Source organism: Pseudoalteromonas sp. SA25, from assembly GCF_011378705.1.
Taxonomy (GTDB): Bacteria; Pseudomonadota; Gammaproteobacteria; order Enterobacterales; family Alteromonadaceae; genus Pseudoalteromonas; species Pseudoalteromonas arctica.
Genome location: NZ_WTKV01000002.1, coordinates 262,054 through 283,398 on the forward strand (window position 1 = coordinate 262,054; position 21,345 = coordinate 283,398).

Annotated in this window: 15 protein-coding genes; 5 read left to right on the plus strand and 10 right to left on the minus strand. The window is 38.9% G+C overall.

Going from position 1 to position 21,345, the window contains the following annotated elements; genetic code table 11:
- Window positions 1–91 precede the first annotated feature (91 nt).
- From GQR45_RS02610 to GQR45_RS02620, 3 genes are all read left to right on the plus strand, one after another.
- The gene (locus GQR45_RS02610) at window positions 92–2,116 is read left to right on the plus strand and encodes a winged helix-turn-helix domain-containing protein (RefSeq protein ID WP_165725050.1); all 2,025 of its coding nucleotides are present in this window, start codon (window positions 92–94) and stop codon (window positions 2,114–2,116) included.
- Between the two features lie 322 nt (window positions 2,117–2,438).
- A complete protein-coding gene (locus GQR45_RS02615; RefSeq protein WP_165725051.1) occupies window positions 2,439–5,099 on the plus strand; it encodes a glycoside hydrolase family 16 protein in 2,661 nt (886 codons plus the stop codon).
- A 65-nt stretch (window positions 5,100–5,164) separates the two neighbouring features.
- Window positions 5,165–8,098, plus strand: coding sequence for a TonB-dependent receptor (locus tag GQR45_RS02620; RefSeq protein ID WP_165725052.1), 2,934 nt, complete (start codon window positions 5,165–5,167; stop codon window positions 8,096–8,098).
- A 91-nt stretch (window positions 8,099–8,189) separates the two neighbouring features.
- Here the strand turns inward: GQR45_RS02620 and GQR45_RS02625 are convergent, their stop codons facing one another.
- From GQR45_RS02625 to GQR45_RS02665, 9 genes are all read right to left on the minus strand, one after another.
- Window positions 8,190–8,909 carry a hypothetical protein gene (locus GQR45_RS02625; RefSeq protein ID WP_007584248.1) on the minus strand — a complete coding sequence of 240 codons (720 nt, stop codon included), beginning with the start codon at window positions 8,907–8,909 and terminating at the stop codon, window positions 8,190–8,192.
- A 54-nt stretch (window positions 8,910–8,963) separates the two neighbouring features.
- Complete coding sequence (locus GQR45_RS02630) at window positions 8,964–10,436, minus strand: S41 family peptidase (protein ID WP_165725053.1); 1,473 nt, start codon at window positions 10,434–10,436, stop codon at window positions 8,964–8,966.
- 172 nt (window positions 10,437–10,608) lie between these two features.
- A complete protein-coding gene (locus tag GQR45_RS02635; protein ID WP_165725054.1) occupies window positions 10,609–10,980 on the minus strand; it encodes a DUF3703 domain-containing protein in 372 nt (123 codons plus the stop codon).
- A gap of 104 nt (window positions 10,981–11,084) precedes the next feature.
- Complete coding sequence (locus GQR45_RS02640) at window positions 11,085–12,323, minus strand: cation:proton antiporter (protein WP_165725055.1); 1,239 nt, start codon at window positions 12,321–12,323, stop codon at window positions 11,085–11,087.
- A gap of 189 nt (window positions 12,324–12,512) precedes the next feature.
- Window positions 12,513–13,061, minus strand: coding sequence for a DoxX family protein (locus tag GQR45_RS02645; RefSeq protein WP_165725056.1), 549 nt, complete (start codon window positions 13,059–13,061; stop codon window positions 12,513–12,515).
- 24 nt (window positions 13,062–13,085) lie between these two features.
- Window positions 13,086–13,913 carry a DNA-binding domain-containing protein gene (locus GQR45_RS02650; RefSeq protein ID WP_165725057.1) on the minus strand — a complete coding sequence of 276 codons (828 nt, stop codon included), beginning with the start codon at window positions 13,911–13,913 and terminating at the stop codon, window positions 13,086–13,088.
- On the minus strand, window positions 13,913–14,836 hold the full coding sequence (locus GQR45_RS02655) for a DUF692 domain-containing protein (protein WP_165725058.1): 924 nt from the start codon (window positions 14,834–14,836) through the stop codon (window positions 13,913–13,915). The genes GQR45_RS02650 and GQR45_RS02655 overlap by 1 nt, the downstream gene beginning before the upstream one ends.
- Entirely contained in the window at window positions 14,826–15,173 is a 348-nt protein-coding gene (locus GQR45_RS02660) for a DUF2282 domain-containing protein (RefSeq protein WP_024591926.1), read from the minus strand. Before GQR45_RS02660 ends, GQR45_RS02655 begins: the two co-directional genes overlap by 11 nt.
- A gap of 748 nt (window positions 15,174–15,921) precedes the next feature.
- Window positions 15,922–17,442 carry an aldehyde dehydrogenase family protein gene (locus tag GQR45_RS02665; protein WP_007584266.1) on the minus strand — a complete coding sequence of 507 codons (1,521 nt, stop codon included), beginning with the start codon at window positions 17,440–17,442 and terminating at the stop codon, window positions 15,922–15,924.
- A 172-nt stretch (window positions 17,443–17,614) separates the two neighbouring features.
- On the opposite strand from GQR45_RS02665, the gene GQR45_RS02670 reads away from it, so the two are divergent.
- Both GQR45_RS02670 and GQR45_RS02675 read left to right on the plus strand, forming a co-directional pair.
- Window positions 17,615–18,508 carry an AraC family transcriptional regulator gene (locus GQR45_RS02670; RefSeq protein WP_165725059.1) on the plus strand — a complete coding sequence of 298 codons (894 nt, stop codon included), beginning with the start codon at window positions 17,615–17,617 and terminating at the stop codon, window positions 18,506–18,508.
- Window positions 18,509–18,588: 80 nt separating this feature from the next.
- A complete protein-coding gene (locus tag GQR45_RS02675; protein WP_165725060.1) occupies window positions 18,589–19,620 on the plus strand; it encodes a LacI family DNA-binding transcriptional regulator in 1,032 nt (343 codons plus the stop codon).
- 95 nt (window positions 19,621–19,715) lie between these two features.
- On the opposite strand, the gene gtfA is transcribed toward GQR45_RS02675, so the two are convergent.
- Window positions 19,716–21,188 (minus strand): sucrose phosphorylase, encoded by a 1,473-nt coding sequence (gene gtfA, locus GQR45_RS02680; protein WP_165725061.1) that lies wholly within the window; start codon window positions 21,186–21,188, stop codon window positions 19,716–19,718.
- Between the last annotated feature and the right edge of the window lie 157 nt (window positions 21,189–21,345).

A 21,345-nucleotide genomic window follows, 5' to 3' on the forward strand; every position in this document is an offset into this window, starting at 1 on the left:
ATTTGTTGTTGCCATAGTTGACGCTTATGTTTTTGTTATATTTATGTTATGTTTTAAAAAGCAATGTAATTTCAATATGATAGAGAACCCTATGGCTGTCCATATTTCTGGTGTTATTTTTGACGAAGAGCAGCGAACATTAAAAAATGACAGTCAAACTAGAAAACTTGAACCAAAAGTATTCAGTTTATTAATTACTTTACTAGCAGCTAATGGGAAAATTGTCACTCGCGACCAACTCATAGTTGAAGTCTGGAATAATCGGGTTGTAGGTGAGGGAGCGATCAATCGAACCGTGTCTTTATTGAGAAACCATTTTTCAGCGTTAACTAATGAAAATATTATTGAAACTGTCCCAACTCAAGGGTATCGGTTAGTTGCTACTGTAACGAACACAGATATTTCTCACGATGAAATGCCTGTTGAGCAAAAGGTTGCTTTTAAAAGCCCATCATTCAAGAAACCTATGCGCAATATCAAAAAAGCATCAATTATTGCAATTATTATAACTCTGCTATTAATTACCCTTTTTAGCACACTCTTCAAAGTTGAAAACTTAATCACGCCAAATAAATTATCACTTGTTAGTGCGCCATTGATTGGTTTGCAAGGTAGAGAATATAAGCTCTCGGCCACCCAATCTGGGGGACTCATTTTGTTCCATCACCTTGATGAGGATGACCGTCAATCGGTTTATTTATATGATACAAAAACACATACTCAAAACAGTGTACTAACAAATTCGTTGGCGACGATAAGTGCTGATGGAGAATATATCGTTTATGCAACACACATTGATGAACAATGTTTAATTTCGACTTATCATGTACACACAAAGAAAAAGCAGTTTTTATTTTCATGTGATGAGTTCCCAACCTCACTAGCTTGGGGAGAAAAAAATACATTTTACTTCAATAAACGTTTTAGTAAATCTCATCCATATCAAGTATATAGCTATAATATAAACACGAGTAGATTAAGACAAATTACAAATCCAAGTAGTAAAAATAATACTAAGGGCGATTTTGATTTCTCCTACAATCACCATAGTAACCAACTAGCTATTGTTCGTTATATAAGCGAAAACGACTCAAAAATAATTATTAAAAATGAAGAAGAAAAATTAAACGAATACGTAGTTAATCTGCGTGTAAAAAGTCTTGTATGGCATTCTAAAAACAATACTTTGGTTATCGCAAACAACAACACTATTTTCTCTTTAGAAGCCGCAAGTGGTGAATATTATTCGATAAAAAAATTAGATTTTACAATTAACTCTTTAGCTATTATCCCAGCTAAATTGAATGCCTCGCTATTAGTAAGTAGCCTTAATGTCGTAAGCGAAATTGTAAAATATAACACTATTAACAGTAGTCAACATGTGTGGCAGCAAAGTGCGCGCACAGAGCTGCTTCCTCGTATGCGGGCAAACACTCAAACTTTTTTGTCTACGCGTTACAAAAGCCATCACTTTTGGAGAGTTAAAAACGACGAGGCCCAATTAATTGATATCGATTTACCCTTTGATCTACAGTTTGTACGCTACGAACTATCTGATGATGGCAGCCGTATTTTATTTACTAAGCACGGCGATGTTTTTGAACTAGATTTAAATAAAAATGCCTATCAAAAAGTGTTTACTAAAAATCACAATAGCTATGTTGCTAATTACGACGCACAAAATAACATTATTTATAGCACAAACGCTTCTGGACAATGGCAACTGTGGTTGTATCAACAAAGTACCGATACACACAGTCAATTAACTTTAAATGGGGGTTATAGCGGCAGAATCGTAGATCAATACCTCTATTACTCTAAATTTAATGTAGATGGTTTATGGCGTAAAAATTTAACAACAACAAGTGAAGAACTTGTTATTAAAAACTTCAATCGAATCAACTGGCTAAACTGGCAACTTATTGACCACCAATTATACTTTTATCGAGAAGCAACGGGAATTTGGACTTTTAATATCAATACTCAAAAAGAGAATTTGATCATGCCAAAACCTGATGGTTTTGTTCACCAGTATACAGTGGCACCTGATCAGCAACATATATTCTGGGTACGCCTAAAAACTATTCAAGGTGATATTTATCAATATACCTTTTAATTATCGTTTTTAAATATAGGTTGTGTGTTTTTCAAATATAAAATAATAAAAATGCTTTACTATAAGCTGTTTAGCAATACATATGTAAATAAGTAAACTGCTTACGCTCCTCGTATTTATGTATTTTTCAGTCCTGCAACTGGTCTTACCGTAAACTAATTGTAAATAAAATAAACAAATATGTTGACCATTTGCGTACTCCACAATATCATTTGTAAGCGCTTACAAAACACATTTACAAATGTAAGCGCTTACACCACAAAAATACATAGATCGTAAAACAATTAATCTGACAATAATCTGTTGAAACCGGGGTTCAGTTATGAACATTGAAACAACGCACATTACACGTTTACTTGCCGCTATCTCTTTAGTTACGTTAGCTGGCTGTGGTGGCGACTCTGCCACTAAATCAAATTTTGAAAATGTAGATGCCTCTGAACCAGTATCAGATTGGCAAATGGTTTGGAGCGACGAGTTTGAAGGCTCAGCCATTGATACAAACAAATGGAACTATGAATTAAACTGCAATGGCGGTGGTAACAACGAGAAACAGTGTTACACCGACAGCGAGCAAAATGCATTTATTGCAGACGGTGTGTTAAACATTGTTGCCCTACCCGCTGAAGAAGGTGCAGAAAAACCTTATACTTCAGCACGCTTAAATACGCGTTACAACGCTGACTTTACGTATGGTCGCTTTGAAGTGCGCGCCAAACTTCCATCAGGACAAGGTAGCTGGCCAGCATTTTGGATGCTGCCAACAGATGAAGTTTATGGCACTTGGCCTCGTTCTGGCGAAATAGATGTTTTAGAATCAGTAAATCTTAAAACACCGGATGAAGACGGTGGAATAGAGTCAAGCATCCACGGCACACTTCATTACGGACGCGCGTGGCCAGATAATAGCTCTACGGGCAAAGAATTTAAATTCCCTGAAAATACTAACCCGGCAGATGATTTCCACACGTATGCTGTTGAATGGCAAGAAGGTGAAATTCGCTGGTACGTAGACGGTTACCTTTATGCAACTCAGCGTCAATCAGAAGTTCGTACTAATGCAAGTGACGAGGCTGTAGGTCTAAAACACCGTGGCTGGTTTGCAGAATATTTTGAGCAAGGTTCTGGCGAGCTTGAAACTCACTGGGATAGCGCACCATTTGATAAAGACTTTCACTTATTGCTAAACCTAGCAGTAGGCGGCGACTGGCCTGAAAACGTTAATGATCTAGGTATAGATGCTAGCGCATTTGAAAACGGCCAAACCTTTGCTATTGATTACGTACGTGTTTATCAATGTGCGTCAAACCCTGAAACAGGTAAAGGCTGTGAAACTATTCGCCCGGGTTACAATAGCCTAGAAGATGCATTGCTTGAAGGCGATGCACCAATTCCTAGCCCACCTTCGACAGGCATTGCAACACCACTGACTATTTTTGGTGAGTCATTTAATCCAAATTGGCCTGCATGGGATTGTTGTGGAGGATCTACTCCCGCTATTGTTGCAGATGAAACCCAAGGTGATGTAGTTGAATTTGTAGTAGGTGCAGAACCCACTGTAATGGGCTTTATTAGCCGTGAGATTTTTATTACTGACGAAGAAGGAAAAGCCAGCCCGTTTGATGCTTCTCCAATGCTGGATGAAGGTTACGTTCGTTTTAAAATGAAAGTAACAAATGCACCAGGCACTGCTGATGCAGCTTGGCTTGTAAAACTTGAAAGTAATGAAGGTTCTAGCGCATTAGAAATGCCGATTACAGATAGCATTGAAGGCGTAAGTCCTGTTGTTGGCCAATGGCAAACTTATACATTTTTATTAAAAGATCTAGATGCTGCAAATTTAGATATTAGTGCAATTGATGTGATCATGGTGTTTCCAGCATGGGGCGCAGGTGAAGGCGCTGTTTATTTAATTGACGATGTTGAGATTACTCAAGATAACTTAGGCGTATCACCTGAGCTTACTATTTTTACTGATGAGCAAAATCTAGCATGGCCAATGTGGGATTGTTGTGGTGGCTCAACCCCTGTTGAAGCTATGGATGATGAAGAGCATGGTTTAACCGCAGAATTTAGCATTGGTGCAGAGCCTACTGTAATGGGCTTTAATAGCCGCACATCGTCAGGTGGCGCAGGTGAATCGTTTGATGCTAGTAGCATTTTAGATGAAGGCGTTATTCAATTTGATTTAAAAGTAACGTCTGCACCGAGTGACCCAACTACACCGTGGTTGTTTAAAGTTGAGTCAAACGAAGGTGACTCTGCAGTAGAGCTTGAATTAACGGCAAGTGTTGAAGGCGTAGCGCCAGTTACTGGCGAGTGGCAAACATATACGTTTAAGCTGTCTGATCTTGCAGCTGCTGGCTTAGATGTAAGTACTATAGATGTACTAATGATTTTCCCAGCGTGGGGTGCAGGTGAAGGCTCTGTTTACCGTGTAGATAACGTTAAAATTTATAATCCAAATGCAGCGCCAGCTGCAACGGGTGAGCTTACTGTATTTAAAGATGCAGCGGCCGAGCAATGGAGTATTTGGGATTGTTGTGGTGGCTCTACACCAACAACAGAAACCGATGATGACGCGCATGGCGCAGTAGCGCAATTTAGCATTGGTTCTACTGCTACAGTAATGGGCTTTATTGCTGATGAAGACGTATCGTTCGATGCCTCTGCAATACTTGAAAATGGTGTAGTTCAATTTGATATGAAAGTTGTATCAGCCCCTTCAGATATTGACGCACAATGGCTATTTAAAATTGAATCAATTGGTACATCGAGTGCCGTAGAGCTTGCTTTATCTAGCAGTGTTGAAGGCCAAGTACCTGTAACGGGCGAATGGCAAACATACACCTTCCCTCTTCAGCAATTATTTGATGCCGGCTTAGACATTAGCGCATTAAACGTAATTATGGTTTTTCCTAGCTGGGACATGGGCGATGGCGCGCTTTACCGTATAGACAACGTGATTATTGCAAATCCATAAAACACACACCAATAGGCGCTTAGCGCCTATTGCTACACAACAACATTTTATAAAGCAGAGCTATTATGAACACATTCAATTTTAAAAAGAGCCAACTTGCGGCTTCTGTGTCTCTCATCATTGCTGCGAGCACATTAAACACAGCTATTGCGGCAGAAGCAGAAACAAGCGTTTCATCTGATGTAGAAGTTATTGAAGTAAAAGGTATTCGTGGTTCACTTATTCGTTCTATGGATATGAAACGCGACTCTTCTGGCATTGTAGATGCCATTTCATCTGAAGAAATGGGTAAATTCCCAGATACCAACTTAGCAGAATCATTACAACGTATTACCGGCGTATCGGTGAGCCGTGCAAACGGTGAAGGTAGCCAAATTACAGTACGTGGTTTTGGCCCTGAGTTTAACTTAATTACCTTAAATGGCCGCCAAATGCCGGGCACAGGTTATACACGTTCGTACAACCTTGAAAATATCGCCTCTGAAGGTGTAAGCGCGCTTGAAGTATTTAAAACTGCACGTGCAGACGTGCCAAGCGGTGGCTTAGGTGCAACAGTTAATATTTCTACTGCACGCCCTTTTCAAAAGCCGGGACAGAACTTTTCAGCAACCGTTAAAGCAAACCACGACTCGTCAAACGAAGCTGGCGATGACGTAACACCAGAGTTTTCTACTGTTTACAGCAATACTTTTGTAGATGACACTTTTGGTTTTGGTTTTTCGTTTTCGCACCAAGAGCGTGACTTTCAAAAACAAAGTGCCAATATTCAAGGCTGGCAAGCAAACGTAGACCTACCTGATTTAGATAGCAGCAACGTAGTTGATAACCGCACAGACTCTGCAGGTAATTACTACTTCCCTAAAGACATGAACTACTCTATTGAAGATGTAGAACGTGAACGTACAAACGGACAAGTTACTTTTCAGTTTGCACCGGTAGATGGCTTTGTAGCAACACTTGATTACACCGCAAGTAAAGCTGTAACAGGTTCTCAAAGTATTGGTTGGGGTATTTGGAACGACTTTGGTAGCAATATTAATGGCTACGAACTAGATGAAAATGGTACAGCTGTTTATGCTGATATTAGCGGTAACGATGCATCATTCACAGCTAATAAAGGTACTACAGAAGTAAAAGCGCGCTCTCTAGGTTTAAATCTAGATTGGGAAATTAACGACACGTGGCACGTAGAGCTTGATTACCACGACTCTAAAAACGAAACTGATAACGGCGCCGATGACGGGCTGGGAAGTGCCGGCCAAGTAATTTTAGGTTCTGATCAGCTAGCTAATAAGATTTATGATTACCGTACGGGCGAAGTACCCAGTGCACAAGTTAATTGGTTAAATGGCACAAGTGAATTAACGCCTGGCGAAATTGATTCAAACTTTAGTCAGTTTATTCATTCACCAGGTGAATCAAACATTGAACAATTACAGCTGCATACGACATGGTATAACGAAAGCTATGACATTGGTTTAGTTAAAGTTAAATTTGGCGCATCACGTACAGAACAAAACACCGGTGGTTACACCGCGTGGAGTGGTTTAGTAGGTGGTCCAGGCTTTAACCCATCGTATACAGAAATATTCCCAGATAGTATGTTTACCCGCAACGATACATCAGGCCTTTTAGATCAGTTTGATGGCGGCGGCAGCAACTTACAACCTGGTTACTACTATACCTACGATTTTGACGAAGCTGTTGCACGCCAAATTGCTTATTTAACGGCTGATGTAACGGGTGGCGATGCATATACAGCTAATGCATACGCAGACGGAATAGATAGCGAGAGCTACGTAGAAGAAATAACGAATAGCTTTTATGTTCAATCAAGCTGGGAATTTGACGTAAGTAACTACTACGTAAAAGTAAATGCAGGCCTACGCTATGAGCAAACAGACGTAACAAGTACTGTGCGCCAACGCGTTGAAGATCAAGTTAATTGGATCAGCGCTTCAGAGTGGATCATGCAATACGCTGCTGGCGGCGATGATAACTTCTTAGAGCAACAAGGTGATTACGATGTTTTACTGCCTTCAATCGACGTAAGTGTTGATTTAACTGAAGACGTAGTAGCCCGCGTATCTTGGGGTAAAACAATGTCGCGTGCACCACTAGGTAATTTAGCCGGTGGCCGCAGCTTAACAGGCAGCCCAAAACCAGGTTCTCGCACAGGTAGCCAAGGTAATACAAACTTATTGCCGTTTGAATCAACAAACCTTGATTTATCACTTGAGTATTACTACGCAGAAGGCAGCTACGCATCTGTTGGTTACTTTAAAAAAGACGTTGATAACTTTATTCAAACCTCCATTACGCAAACTACTATTGATGGCTTGCACGATATTTTAAACGGCCCTCGTTACTTACAAGCCGTAAGCGATATTGAATCACGTGGTGAGCAAGCAACAACCGACGCTATTTTTGCACAAATGATTGCCAGCGGTTACGGCAATGCAAATGGCGTTATTGAACCAAACAGCGACGATCCGCTAATAACATGGAATATTAGCCAACCACAAAACACCGACAGTAAATCGGTAGATGGTTTTGAAGTAGCTGTTCAGCACTTAATTGGTGAAACCGGTTTTGGTATTGGTGTTAACGCAACGTTTGTAGATGGCGACGTTGAATTTGATAGCGAAAGCCTAGATCAACAAGCACCACTTACAGGCTTAAGTGACTCAGCTAACTTCCAAGGCTTTTACGAAAAAGACGGCCTATCAGTTAAAATTACTTATGCATGGCGCGACTCATACCTAATTGGTGTAGGCCAAGCGCAAGGTTCAGCTGATGCGCCTCCGCAATATGCTAAAGCGTATGGCCAATGGGATATGAGCGTTAACTACGATGTAAACGAAAACGTAACGGTATTTTTTGATGGCATAAACTTAAACAATGCAACCGAAGAAGGTTACGGTCGTTACGAAGAGCAGTTCTTATTTGCTAATCAATACGGTCCTCGTTACTCAATTGGTGCTCGTTACACGTTCTAACTAAATTTTCTTTAGTAAAAAATGCAAAAAAACCGCTCACTGAGCGGTTTTTTATTGCCTTAACTCTTAGTTATTTACCAGTAATGAGCTGTTAACCTCCGACCTTTGGTAAAGGCTTCTTACTTAATATTTCAAATGTAATTAAATCCACAAGCATTGAATAAACCACATTATTATTAATAAAAATAACAAAAAGCTCCCCGTCAGAATTTAAACCTGATTCAACTATACGATTATAATCTGTAATAATTTCAGTGTAATTAGAGCCATCAACTTTACTTAAAGCAAAAGTCCGATTGTCGGTGTTATCCAATTTATTATCTAAATTTGTATCACTATTTATTACTTCATAAGAGATAGCGCGGGTGGCTGACCTTTCATTAAACTCATCATCTACAAGTGGCATTATATCTATAATCAACTGATCTATAGATTTAAATAACCAAACAGAATTATTCGTAATGCTATTAGTGAAGAGAACGTTTTTTGATCTAGTTGGTTTATAGCTACTTCCGCCAAACTCATTATATATCCCCAGTACTTCACTTTTTTCTACAAACAGTTTTTCGGACTCAAGTGCAATAAAATAAAAATCAGTACCACTTATTTTATGTGGATAACCTAAGCGCCAGTTTTCTTCTTTGTTATCGTCTTGAGCTAAATTTAATGTTGTTTGTTTTACGAGAATTTGATCTTTAAAAATGACAGAAGCAAGTTGATAAAAAACAAACAATATAGCAATTATAAGTCCACTAAATAAAACCAGCCCATTAAGATTCCATACCCATTTAAAAAATTTATCTGATTTCATGTTATTCCAACTTCTAAGCTACTTAATTCTAAAGTAGGTAATTATTTACAAACCCTAGTATTTTTTAATCTGCTCAAGCAACCGATTGGTTGTCCAATCAATGCCGTTATACGCAATATCTGGCTTGTAGTAAGCCCCTGCCCCTCGCGCTCTGTTTACGTATACTTTGTTAGGTACAATAACTTTGCCTAAGCCTGAAGGTAAATCAGCTAAACGTACCTCCATATACATAGAATCAGCACTACTTGGTGCACCAAATAACGTTGTATTTTCAAAAAGCTTAAACTTATCAAGTGCATCTAAACAAGCACTCGCGCATTGTGGCGGCACTATAACAAACACCTTGGTTTTAAAGTCACTCACTAAAGGCTTTTGTGGTATGTTATTTAGCGTATTAGTCTTTTCTTCTACATAAAACGGGGCATCATTTTCAAGTGATAGAGCCATGCCAGCAGCGACGGTTTTAAGAGTTTTCAGTACTTCGGGTTGATCTTTTACAACGCTAAATAAAGACTCTACATAGTCAGTATTATCTTTTGATGCTCTCCACCATACTTGCGTGTTTTGAGAAGTATTATTTGCTTTTTGCTCTACTACTTTTTGGGCCCATAATCCTTTTGCTATTTGTGAGCTCCAATAAGATGAGCCACCTTGGTTATGGCGCAAATCTAATACCACGGCTTTTGCAGTAAGTAACTTGCTACGTTGCTGTTGTATTTTTTCAAACACTTTATTGTAGGCAGCAGTTTGTTTATCGGTTGATGAAAAGCTAGGCATAGCAATCCAACCAATGTTTTTTTCAGGCCACGTTAAATCAATGGGGAGTTCATCACCGTTATAAGCATTTTCTAAATGCTTACTTGCTGACTTAGGCCTTACTGACCAATTTAATACGTGTGTATAGGTATCACCATTGGCTTTAACAAATTCACATGCTTTTAAAGGAGTTAAAAATGGATTGCCCTCGTCAATTAGTAACCGCCAACCTTGCTGCCACCAATGCCCAGGTTGTGCCACTTCACCATGAAACTTAAATATTCTCTCCCGCATTAAGGTATCAGTGTTTTGCCCATCACATTGGCTTACAACGTCACCTTTACTAATATTTTTGGCTTCGCTGTAATACACTTTTAGCGCATCACCTCGCCATACAGCACTGAAGCCTGGCCAGCGGCGCGCGGGTCTATCTACGCTTGAAAACGCACCAGCATGACCATCTTGTAAAATAGTACTAAAACGAGCAATTGCCGCTACATGCGCCTGCGGTCCGCTCGCTTGAGCCGACAATGTAAATGCTTCTGCTTTTGCTTTTTTTAATAAATCAGGGAAAGTTGGGTTATTAACATCAAACATACCAGGGTGATTTTGTGCAGATATACTGTAAGCAGCTTCTATATCGCTATTTGTAACACTGCGCCACTGCTCTGGCGTTGTGGGTACAGCTTGCTCATGTCCAGCATTTACAAGTGGTGATAGTAGGAAAGCTGGGAGTAATACATAGTTGATTATTTTTGTTTTTATAGTCATAAAAATCCATTTAATTATTAGCTTTTTAAACATACTAAGTTAAATATAAGTTAACAATAATACCAAGTTTATTTTTATTTATAATTAAAAATAGTTAACTAACTGAAGTATTTTTAAAAATTAGTCGGGGAAGCTATTTTTCGCCAAAAATGAAGTACTAATCAATAATGCTTTATTGTACATCTGATTTAGCGCGTACAATATAATCTGAATACTCTAAAGAAATAGGCATGACTTTGAAGGGGCTGACGTTTGCCCCGCCAGTGTTACCCCTGGGAATTAATCCAAACGCAGTTTTGGTAGCTGCTCCAGCTATACGAAATATTTGTCCTAAAAGCTCACGTAAATCGTTTTGCTTAAACGCCCAGCAAAACATCAATATATGCACTTTAACATGAAAATAAGTGGATTCTTGACCGAGTACATGCGCATTTTCTAAATGCTCAAATGCCTCCATAAACTTGCCATTTTTATTAGCTAAATGAGCTAAGTCTAATTCGGCATTTACATATGGTTTTATATTTTTAGTGAATTGACTAAACATACTTCTATCCTTGTAAGCGTATAACGAGTATTTAAAGCAACTCGTTTATAACCTATGTTTATTAATGGTCAAACAATAACCGAGTTGCTATTTTGGTTCAATTGCTACTTTTGTTTTTTTAGTTTTGCGAGCTCTCTTGATTTAATTTTTAGCACTTTAATTTTAGCGCCGTACCAATTAGCCATAGGTGCTGCTGCAATACCGTGTATTAAAGTACTCATCCATACAGCGTTAATCGCAACAATTAAAACTGAGTGACCGTATTCACCTAAAATATCTTTAGAGATAATAAGTGCAAACAGCGCTGTTGCAAGACCTCGAGGTCCAAAGAACCCCATAAACACTTTTGTTAATACTTTAGCTTTAGTGCCAATCAATGAAAGATAAATAGCAAGAGGTCGTACAATAAATATACTTACTAAAATATAACCAACAACAGGGAGGGTTAAATGCTCAACAGCTGAAGGAAGTAAGCCAAGTCCAATAATAACAAACGAAGTCCATATTAATATTTGCCCTTCACTTTCAGTAAATTGGTAAATAAATCGGCAATGCCCTTTTACAATATTACCAAAGGCTAAACCTGCAACAAACGCTGATATAAATCCATTTCCGCCCAGTAAACTTGCCATTAGGTATGATGTGCCGGTAAGTGCTAAAACACCAATGCCTTCATATATAGTCGATGATATTTTTTTTGACTCAGAGTATAAAAATAAACGTCCGCTCGAGAACCCCATAAATGCGCCAACCAAAATACCTATAAATATTTGGCTAAATCCAAACACTAACCATGACATTTCATTTTCTTGAGAGCCGCTTTCCATAGCAACTAAACTGGCAAAAAATAAAATAACAGGTAATGCTAGTCCGTCATTTAAACCGCTCTCAACTGATAAACTTTGTCGCTCGTTTAAAGGTACGCTCTCATTGCTAACAACAGCTTGACCTAAAGCTGCATCAGTCGGTGCTAAAATTGCTGCAACTAAGGCTAGCATTGCCCAAGGCCACTGTGGAAAAAACAAATAAGCAAAGCCTGTACCAATCAAAATACTCAACGGTAAACCTATCAATAGCATTCTTAAAGGCCACGTATTTTGCCTTTTTAATCTGCGTAAATTTATTTGTGAAGCATCTAAAAATAATAATACAACTAGCGATATTTCTGCTATTAAATACACGGTTTCGTGTGCATCGCCTATATTGATCAGCCCAACCTGAGATACAGCAAAACCTATACCTAAAAATACCATTGGCGCCGTGATAATAGTGGTAGAGAGTTTTTTTGCTAGCATAGAGTAAGCACTAACTGAGAAAAGAAGAATGAGTAATCCTATTTCCATTGGAAGATCCTATTAGGCATGGCTTGGTATTTTTATTAGAAAATATCAGGGTTGGGGTTAGTTATATTAAATCAGCACAATTTGTTGAGTTAATTTGTATACGTTTATTTTTAACTTTAATCTAAAATAATAACCGGCACCTAAATAACATTAGCCTGCCGATTACGTTTAACTTTAATATGCAAAAGCTTATTTAGCTGCTGCACGTTTTGCGTCTAAACCAAGTAACTTATCAATAGATAAAAAGCCAGGTCCACGAGCAAAAATCACTAATAATGAAACAGCCCACCACGATGCCGGATTAATCCAATGATCGAGTGTAGGAAAAACAGCAAGCTGAATAAACATAGTCATACCAATAAGACCTAACGCTGCAAAGCGAGAAAACAAACCGATAATCAGTAATATTGGGAGTAACACTTCAACAACACCAGCAACCACAGCAAGTGTTTCAATTACTTTTACAAGAAATGAGCCATCAACATAATCTAATGTTTTTGGATCACAAAGCTGCAAGGCACCTTCTCTAACAGGATCAGGACAGAAAAATTCGTATTTAAATAGGTCGTATTTATCAACATTAAATTGTAAAAAGCCATCCCATTTGCTCAAACCAGAGTCTAGGAATACTTTAGCGACCATAAAGCGAAGAAAAAACAGCGCTATGGGCTCTAAGAACCGCGATAACTGCTCTCCCATCTGCACGTACAGTTGTTGTATTTTTTTTATCATGCCCATATTTATTCCTACTCTTGTAATGTACTAGTTGATTTGGATTTCTAATAATTCATTTTGTAAGCATGCTGTAAAAGCCTCGCTCACTTCAAAGTTTTCATCTACTGTTATTGCTGCATCAAAAGCTTCACCCAACGACCTACCTGTACCTTGTAGGGCCTGCATAAGTTTAACTTCAGCAGCGCAAAGGGAACGGGCTTGCACCGCACCTTGCAAGCGCCATAACATAATAAAATCCTCAGTAGAGGATTTAGTTACAGCGACATCATTATTATTTGTTTTTAGTGAAATCCATTCAAAAAATGCGCCTTCACTCACACTAAGTAGCAGTACACTGGGGTTAAGCTTTACATTAAGTTCAGTAAGCTCAGTACCTTGTTCCATTAGTTGAGTAACATATTCTATAGTTAAAGTTTCAGTTGAATCAGCGCTCATCAAACTCATTAGCCACGCGTAATCTAAATGCGCAATATCAACTAAGTTCGTATATAAACTTAATGTACTTAGCTGATTTACAGTGACTTCAAAAATATACTTATTTTCAAATTCACTATCTTTAATCAAGCCTGCAATAAAGTCTGGAAAGCTTAATCCGTATCCGACCAAAGTGCCCTGCTCTGGCGGAAAACGGTCAACATAAAGTCGTGCCATTTTTCGAAAGTTCTCACTACCTACTTTTTTTTCACACATAGGAAAGTTAGCTATCAATGCATCAACGCAGCCTTTGTAAAACCCGTTCCTATACACAGCTAATCTTTTAATGTGCGATGGATTTTCGCAAAAATGCTCCATTGCACCTGGATCGCCCGTTCGTAAATAGCGAGTAAAAGCATCAATATATTGATTGGTACTCATCAGCGAACCACTTCTTTATGAGATATATTTAAGCGACTTTGTAACTCGCTTTGATTCAAATAGTTTTGCGCAGTTTCTCGCTCGCTCATAAGCTCTTCAAACGATGGAATATTAGCATCTCGCTCAACAAGCACTGGTCGCTGACCAAATATCTCAATTGCTTGTTCCAGCAAATCCCATACAGGCGTTGCTACCGGTGCTGCATGGCTGTCTATCAATAGTGACTGACCAAGAGTTGGATCAGGATCGTGTCCTGCAATATGAATTTCTCCAACAAGCCCAGCGGGGATCTGCTTTAAATAATCAAGCGCATCAATACCCGTGTTTTTACTACTGATATATAAGTTATTAATATCGATTAGTAAGCCACAACCAGAACGCTTAGCTGCCTCAACTAAAAACTGAGGTTCATCCATATCACTTATAAAATCTAAATAGTTACTTGGGTTTTCTACTAAAATTGACCGACCTATGCCCGTCTGGTAACAATCAATCCCATTAATTAAAGACTCAAGTGCATCTTGGGTGCGAGGTAAAGGCATTAAGTCTGCAAAATATTTGCCGTCAGACTTAGACCACACTGCATGTTCAGATACCAGTGCTGGTTGAAATTCATCAATCAACGCTTTAACTTGTTTAGTATGAGCAAGCATAGCTTTATGATCAGAGCCTAACGAACCACCAACACCATGAAAACTAATATCAAAATTTTCACGTACAGCTCTCAAATAATTTAATCGAGGACCACCTGCCACAAAATAATTTTCTGTATGCACTTCAAACCAAAGATTATTATTTGTAGATGGCAGCTCTACCTGTAAAGCTAAAATGTCGTCAAGATGTTCTGGTTTTAAACTAAGACCTGCACCTAATTGCTCCCCAGCAACAATGCACTGGGGAAAACCTGCTTTATTAACCTTCAAGCGAACCTTTACCATTAGGAGTTACAACTGATTCACATACACCTTTAGGTGCATATGTCCATGCGTTAGCTTGGAAGTCTGTAGTTGAAGTGCCTTCACAACTCGTTCCTGCACCTGCTTTACAATCATTTTCACCCGCTAAAGCAATACCAAAACATTTATCTTTACGACCGCGAACTTTATCACCAGCTACCCAGCCTTTAAATTGCTCTTGTACTTTTGCTGAAGCACCTTCTGCAACGGTTAATTGACTGTTTGGACCTGCCACAGCACCCGCACTTAAAACTGCTGCTGATGCGCCGATTAATAAAGCCTTAGTTAAATTTACTTTTTTCATTTTTATGCTCCGGATTAAAATATTTTTTCTTGTTTTATCAATGATTGTTAATAATACCAATCCGCAATAATACTTAATCATTTTGCGGGGCTAAATGTGTCGCTACCTGCGTTAAAAAATTCTCATTTAGAACAACTAAATAGCGAATTTTTTGCCTAGCTATCAACACGTTTTTCCATCCTCAAAATAAATCACTTAATTAAGCGAATTGGTATAAAAACACTCATATTTTGATAAACAAGCACAATGGAGATAAGCAATATCGCCGTTTTATCAATTTAATAGACCTATCGTTGTTATAAAAACTTTCAGATTATTTGCTTACAACGAAAATACAACTGTAAACAAGAAGTAAATATAGTGGACTAAGCAGTTAATACAAACATTAGAAAAGCTAACCTAATTGTTTTGATAATGAATAAGCTTGGAAAAGTTCATATTTAGTGGATTAGATGCATTGAGGCACTTTGTTTTGGTAATGATCTACAAATAGAAATTTACTTAACTGAGGAAGGATAAAAATATTATTTAATGGCTCCTTATATTTACACCACTCTATACTCGCTAAATTAGCGTTTTTTAAGTAGGACTCGTAAACACCGTCATTATAATGTTATTTTCTGCAACGCTAAAATGTTGGACTATATGGCCATTATCAACGGTTGATTGCCTATAAAAAAAGCGCTACAAATAGGTAGCGCTGGCATTATTACTTAATGGTTGTTTATTTAAAGCTTAGGCTCTTTATTTAAAAGAAGCCGAGCGGATCTTCGCTGTAGCTCACTAATAGGTTTTTAGTTTGTTGGTAGTGCTCCAGTGCCAGTTTGTGCGTTTCGCGCCCTATTCCTGATTTTTTATAACCACCAAACGCAGCGTGTGCTGGGTACATGTGATAACAGTTAGTCCACACTCGCCCTGCTTCTATTTTGCGACCCATACGATAAGCACGATTCATGTTTCTGCTCCACACACCTGCACCTAAACCAAACTCAGAGCTGTTGGCAAGCTCGAGTGCTTCGGCTTCATCTTTAAAGGTCGACATTGAAATAACAGGGCCAAAAATTTCTTCTTGGAACACACGCATATCGTTTGTGCCCTTTAATAACGTAGGTTGTATGTAGTAACCACCGTTTAAGTCATCACTTAGCTGCTCTACATTACCGCCAGTGAGTACTTCAGCGCCTTCTTTTTTGCCTATTTCAATGTAGCTCAGTATTTTATCAAATTGCGCTTTTGAAGCTTGTGCGCCAACCATAGTTTCGCTATCTAGCGGGTTTCCGCGTTTAATTTTTAAGGTACGTTCGAGTATTCGCTCAATAAACTGCTCGTAAATGTCTTCTTGAATAAACAGCCTTGATGGGCACGTACACACCTCGCCTTGGTTGAAGTAAGCAAGCACGGCGCCTTCAATAGCTTTGGATAAAAACGCATCGTCTTTTTCCATTACATCATTAAAAAATATATTAGGTGATTTACCACCGAGCTCGACCGTTGAAGGAATAATATTTTCAGCAGCGCATTTCAAAATATGTGAGCCCACAGGCGTTGAACCTGTAAATGCAATTTTAGCGATACGCTTGCTTGTTGCCAGTGCTTCACCCGCTTCTTTACCAAAGCCGTTTACTATATTTAATACGCCTGCAGGGAGTAAATCGCCAATTATCTCCATTAAAACTAAAATAGAAGCTGGTGTTTGCTCAGCCGGTTTTAAAATTACACAGTTACCTGCAGCAAGTGCTGGCGCTAGTTTCCAGGCGGCCATTAAAATAGGGAAGTTCCACGGAATAATTTGCCCAACAACCCCTAGTGGCTCATGAAAATGATACGCAACGGTGGTTGCGTCTATTTCACCTATAGTGCCGTCTTGCGATCGTAGGCACCCTGCAAAGTAGCGAAAGTGATCTGCCGCTAGCGGAATATCAGCAGCGAGTGTTTCACGAATTGCTTTACCGTTATCCCATGTTTCGGCAACAGCTAGTAACTCTAGGTTTTGCTCAATTCGGTCGGCTATTTTTAGCAGTATGTTACTTCGGTCGGTCACCGACGTTGTGCCCCACTGCTCTCGCACTGCATGCGCTTTGTCGAGAGCCAGCTCTATGTCGTCTTTGTCTGAACGCGGTATTTGGCAAAATACCTTACCGTTTACTGGGCTTATATTATCAAAGTATTGGCCATTTACAGGCTTTACCCACTCTCCGCCAATGTAGTTTCCGTATTGTTGTTTAAAGTTTACGAGTGCGCCGTCGCTACCTGGATTTGCATATATCATGTGTGTGCTCTCTTTATTGTTGTTAGCTAAAGGTCGAACATTTATATAAAACAAAATGCTTTATATTTAATCAGTGTTGTTTGACATTAGCCTAACAAGCGCCTAAAAACTTGATTAGCTGTCCACAAAAGTTGTCTGTGAGTCCAAACTAATAAAAACCTAAAGGATTGATATGCACACATCTCAGTTAAACAAAAAACGCCAACAACTTGATGTTTTAATTGAAAACAAAGTCTCGTTTGCCGCAGATAGCAGTGAGTTGAGTATTTACGACACGTATCAAAGCGCGCAAAAGGTGGCACTGCACTCAAACGAGCTGCTGTTTTGTGCCATGCTTAGCGGCAAAAAGGTAATGCACGTAGAAAGCAGCCAATACCATAAAGCATTTTTACCACACGAGTCGTTTGTATTAGCGCCAGAGCAAGGTGTTTTAATTGATTTTCCACAAGCATCAATGAGCACTCCAACTACTTGTTTAGCTATTGAAATTAGCACAGACAAAATAACTAGCGTGGCGAATGCACTAAACATGCAGCAAAATTTTGCACACGATGGCTTATTTGAATATGTACCGCAATTAGTGCACACCCAACATAATATTCAAACGCAGCAATTATTGGAGCGCATGGTGCATTTATTTAGTGAGCAAGGAGCACAGCGACATTACTTGATTGATTTGTCGTTAAACGAATTGATCACCCGTTTATTACAACAACAAAGCCGCGAGCTATTGCTGGCTAGCTGCGATAAGCCACGCCTTAAAACAAAAGTCAGCGATGCCCTGCTTTATATTGAAGAACATTTAAATGAAACGCTCGACATAAACACCTTATGCAAAATAGCCTGTATGAGCCGCAGCAAGTTTTATCAGCAGTTTAAACTTGCATTTGGTACTACCCCAGCCCTTTGGCAACAACAGCTAAGACTAAAAAAAGCGCGTACTCAATTACTACAAGGCCATGCAATTAGTAAAGTTTGCTTTGATGTTGGATTTAATAGCGCGAGCCACTTTAGTCGCCTATTTAAACAAACCTTTGGCATTGCGCCTAAAGAGTGCCGACATTAACCCTAAAATCTTATTTTTTTACTTTGCTGACGCCCTGAATATGTTAGTTTATTAACATGAGTATTGAGTAAAGAATTGGTATGAGTAAGCAAACCCGCTGGACCCTTAAAAGTATTGCTAAAGAGTTAGGTGTGTCTAACGCGACAGTATCTAATGCGTTTAATCGCCCTGATCAGCTATCGGCTAAACGCCGAGACGATATTCTTGCAGCATGTAAAACTTTGGGCTATTACGGGCCTAATAAGGCCGCGCAATCGTTGCGTAATGGCACATTTAATATTGTCGCTTTAGTGCTGCCCGATAGTGTGGAATACATGGTGTCGGACCCTGTGGCTAGTAGCTTTATGCGCGGTGTGACCTCGGTGCTTGAAAAAAACGGCATTAATGTTTTATTGTTTTCAGGTAATAGCGATAACCTTAATAACGTGGTCGACTTTGTAGATGGCTTTATTTGTTATGGCCGCCCTCGTAATAACGCGTTAGTAGAGCAGTTAAAAACAGTATCTAAACATGTAGTGACAATTGATTTTGATATTGCTCGCAATGCCTCTGTAAATATTAATAACGAGCAAGCAAGTTACGAAATTGCTAAACACGTACTGCATAGTCAAAGCGATAAAGTGGCTATATTAGGGCTTAGGTTACTTGATGAAAACGTATTATGCCGCGTGTATGAGCATCACGAATTTGAAACCGGACAATCTATTTCGCATCAACGTTTACGTGGTTATCAACGCGCTTTAAGCGAGGCAAATATTACGGTGGCTGACGATCGTATTTGGAACATTCCTGAAAGTAGCGAGCGTTTTGCTAATATTGCTGCTAAAGAGGTTTTAAGTGCCTCCCCTCGCCCTAACATTATTATTTGTATGAGTGATTTAATTGCCCTTGCCACAATGCGAGAAGCAATAAAACAAGGCATAAAAATAGGTGAAGAACTGCGTATTGTGGGCTTTGATGGTATTGATGAAGCAGCCCGGTTTGTACCTCGCCTCACCACTATTCATCAAAACAGCCAAGAAAAAGGCGTTATAGCCGCCGAATTATTTATTTCTAAAGAAGAAAAAACTCAGGAAGTCAGTTACGAATTAGAGATTGGTGCGAGTAGTTAGCTTACAAACCTTGTAATAGTTTTATGTGTTAAAAAGCCAAGCTTAAGTAGCTTGGCTTTTGCTTTACATGGCGTTTGTAAATTACTTTTATAGCATTAAGCTAAAAATGAATTTAAGTTAATCGTTGTTTCTTCATCACCGTTTACCTGCGTAATCAGTGCATGGCGTAATTTAAAATCAACAGTAAGTGAAATAGTTTGCTCATCTAGTTGCCACGATAAACAACACATACTGCCTTCACCTTGAGCACTAAACTCACCTGCAAATGCAGGGTGTGAATTGCGAATTTTAATTAATTCAATTAAACCTTTTACTACAGGCTTATTTAAGGCTTTATCGATTATATTTGCATCTAAATATGGGCGGTTAATATCACGGCCAACATTTGTATTAGCTAATAGCTCCATATCATTTTCACAGGCAAATAAGCCGCCGTAATACACTTGTGGTACACCTGGTGCAAAAAATTGAATTGCACGCGACAGTAAGTAATCAAAGTCTTTAGCGCCTAATGCGTTGTAGTACGTACAGTTAACTTGATATAAGTCGACATTACTCGCCGCAGCGCCCGTAGCTTGGCGGCTTTGGTTGTTACTGTTGGCATGCATTGTTTCTACTAGGTAATCAATCTGCTGTGCATTTAATAGCCCTGGTTTGTCGCCCATTGGACCTGCGTCAATAATGCCAATACCGTCGTGTGTATCAAGTACGGTTAAGCAATTGCGTGGCGAAATTTGTAACCATTTGAGCAGTGCATCTACATCGTTGTTAAATAAGCTGTGTAAAATAAGTGGTGGTAAAGCAAAGTCGTAAACCATATTTACACGTTTTGCGACTTCTACCTGAGTTTGATAATGGCTATGTATTTCTGCAATGGTTTCCATGCCTAAATCGTTTGCTTGCTTAGATAAGTTATCTAGGTAGCCAAACGTTTCATCAAGCATAAAGCAGTTAGTGCCCGCTTGCTTAATGGCGTAACCCGCCGCATCTAAACGAATAATATTTACATTGTTAGCCGAAAATTTAGTAAGTACGTTATTTAAATACGCAACACCGGCTTCTACTTTTACGTTTATATCGATTTGATTATCGGTAAAAGTGGTCCAAAAATCATACGTTTGGCCGTCGCCACACTGCATTGGCGTAAAACAGCTACCTGGGCGTGGGCGGTAAATTGCTTTTTGCTCAGCTTCGCTCATACCATTTGGAAATACATCTTCTTTGGTTAAAAATAAATCCCAAAATTCTGATTGCTTACCTTTAGCTAATACATCTTGAAACTGAAAAGACTGCGCCGATACATGGTTAACAATTAGGTCTGCCATTAAGTCGAGATCTTTACCTAATACTTGTATGTCTTCCCAAGTGCCTATTCTAGAATCAACTTCACTATGATCAATAGGGTCAAAGCCAGCATCGCTGCCATCAATAGGATTGTAAAATGGCAATAAGTGCACACCACCAAATACGCCTTTTAAAGGGCCGTTTAAAAGTGTGGTTAGCGCGCCTATATTTTGGCCAGTGATTCGATCAGCATATGTGATCAATTGAACTTTATTCTTCATCATTGTGTGATTACCATGTTGAAACTTAATCGATTAAGATATATCTTTAACTAGCGAGTAAGAATTTACAAGTAATTTTTAATAATTTTACATACAAATTTCGTGGCTCACGTAATACTACTGTAAGCAACTGACTGACTTACGAAGTGTTAATAGAGAA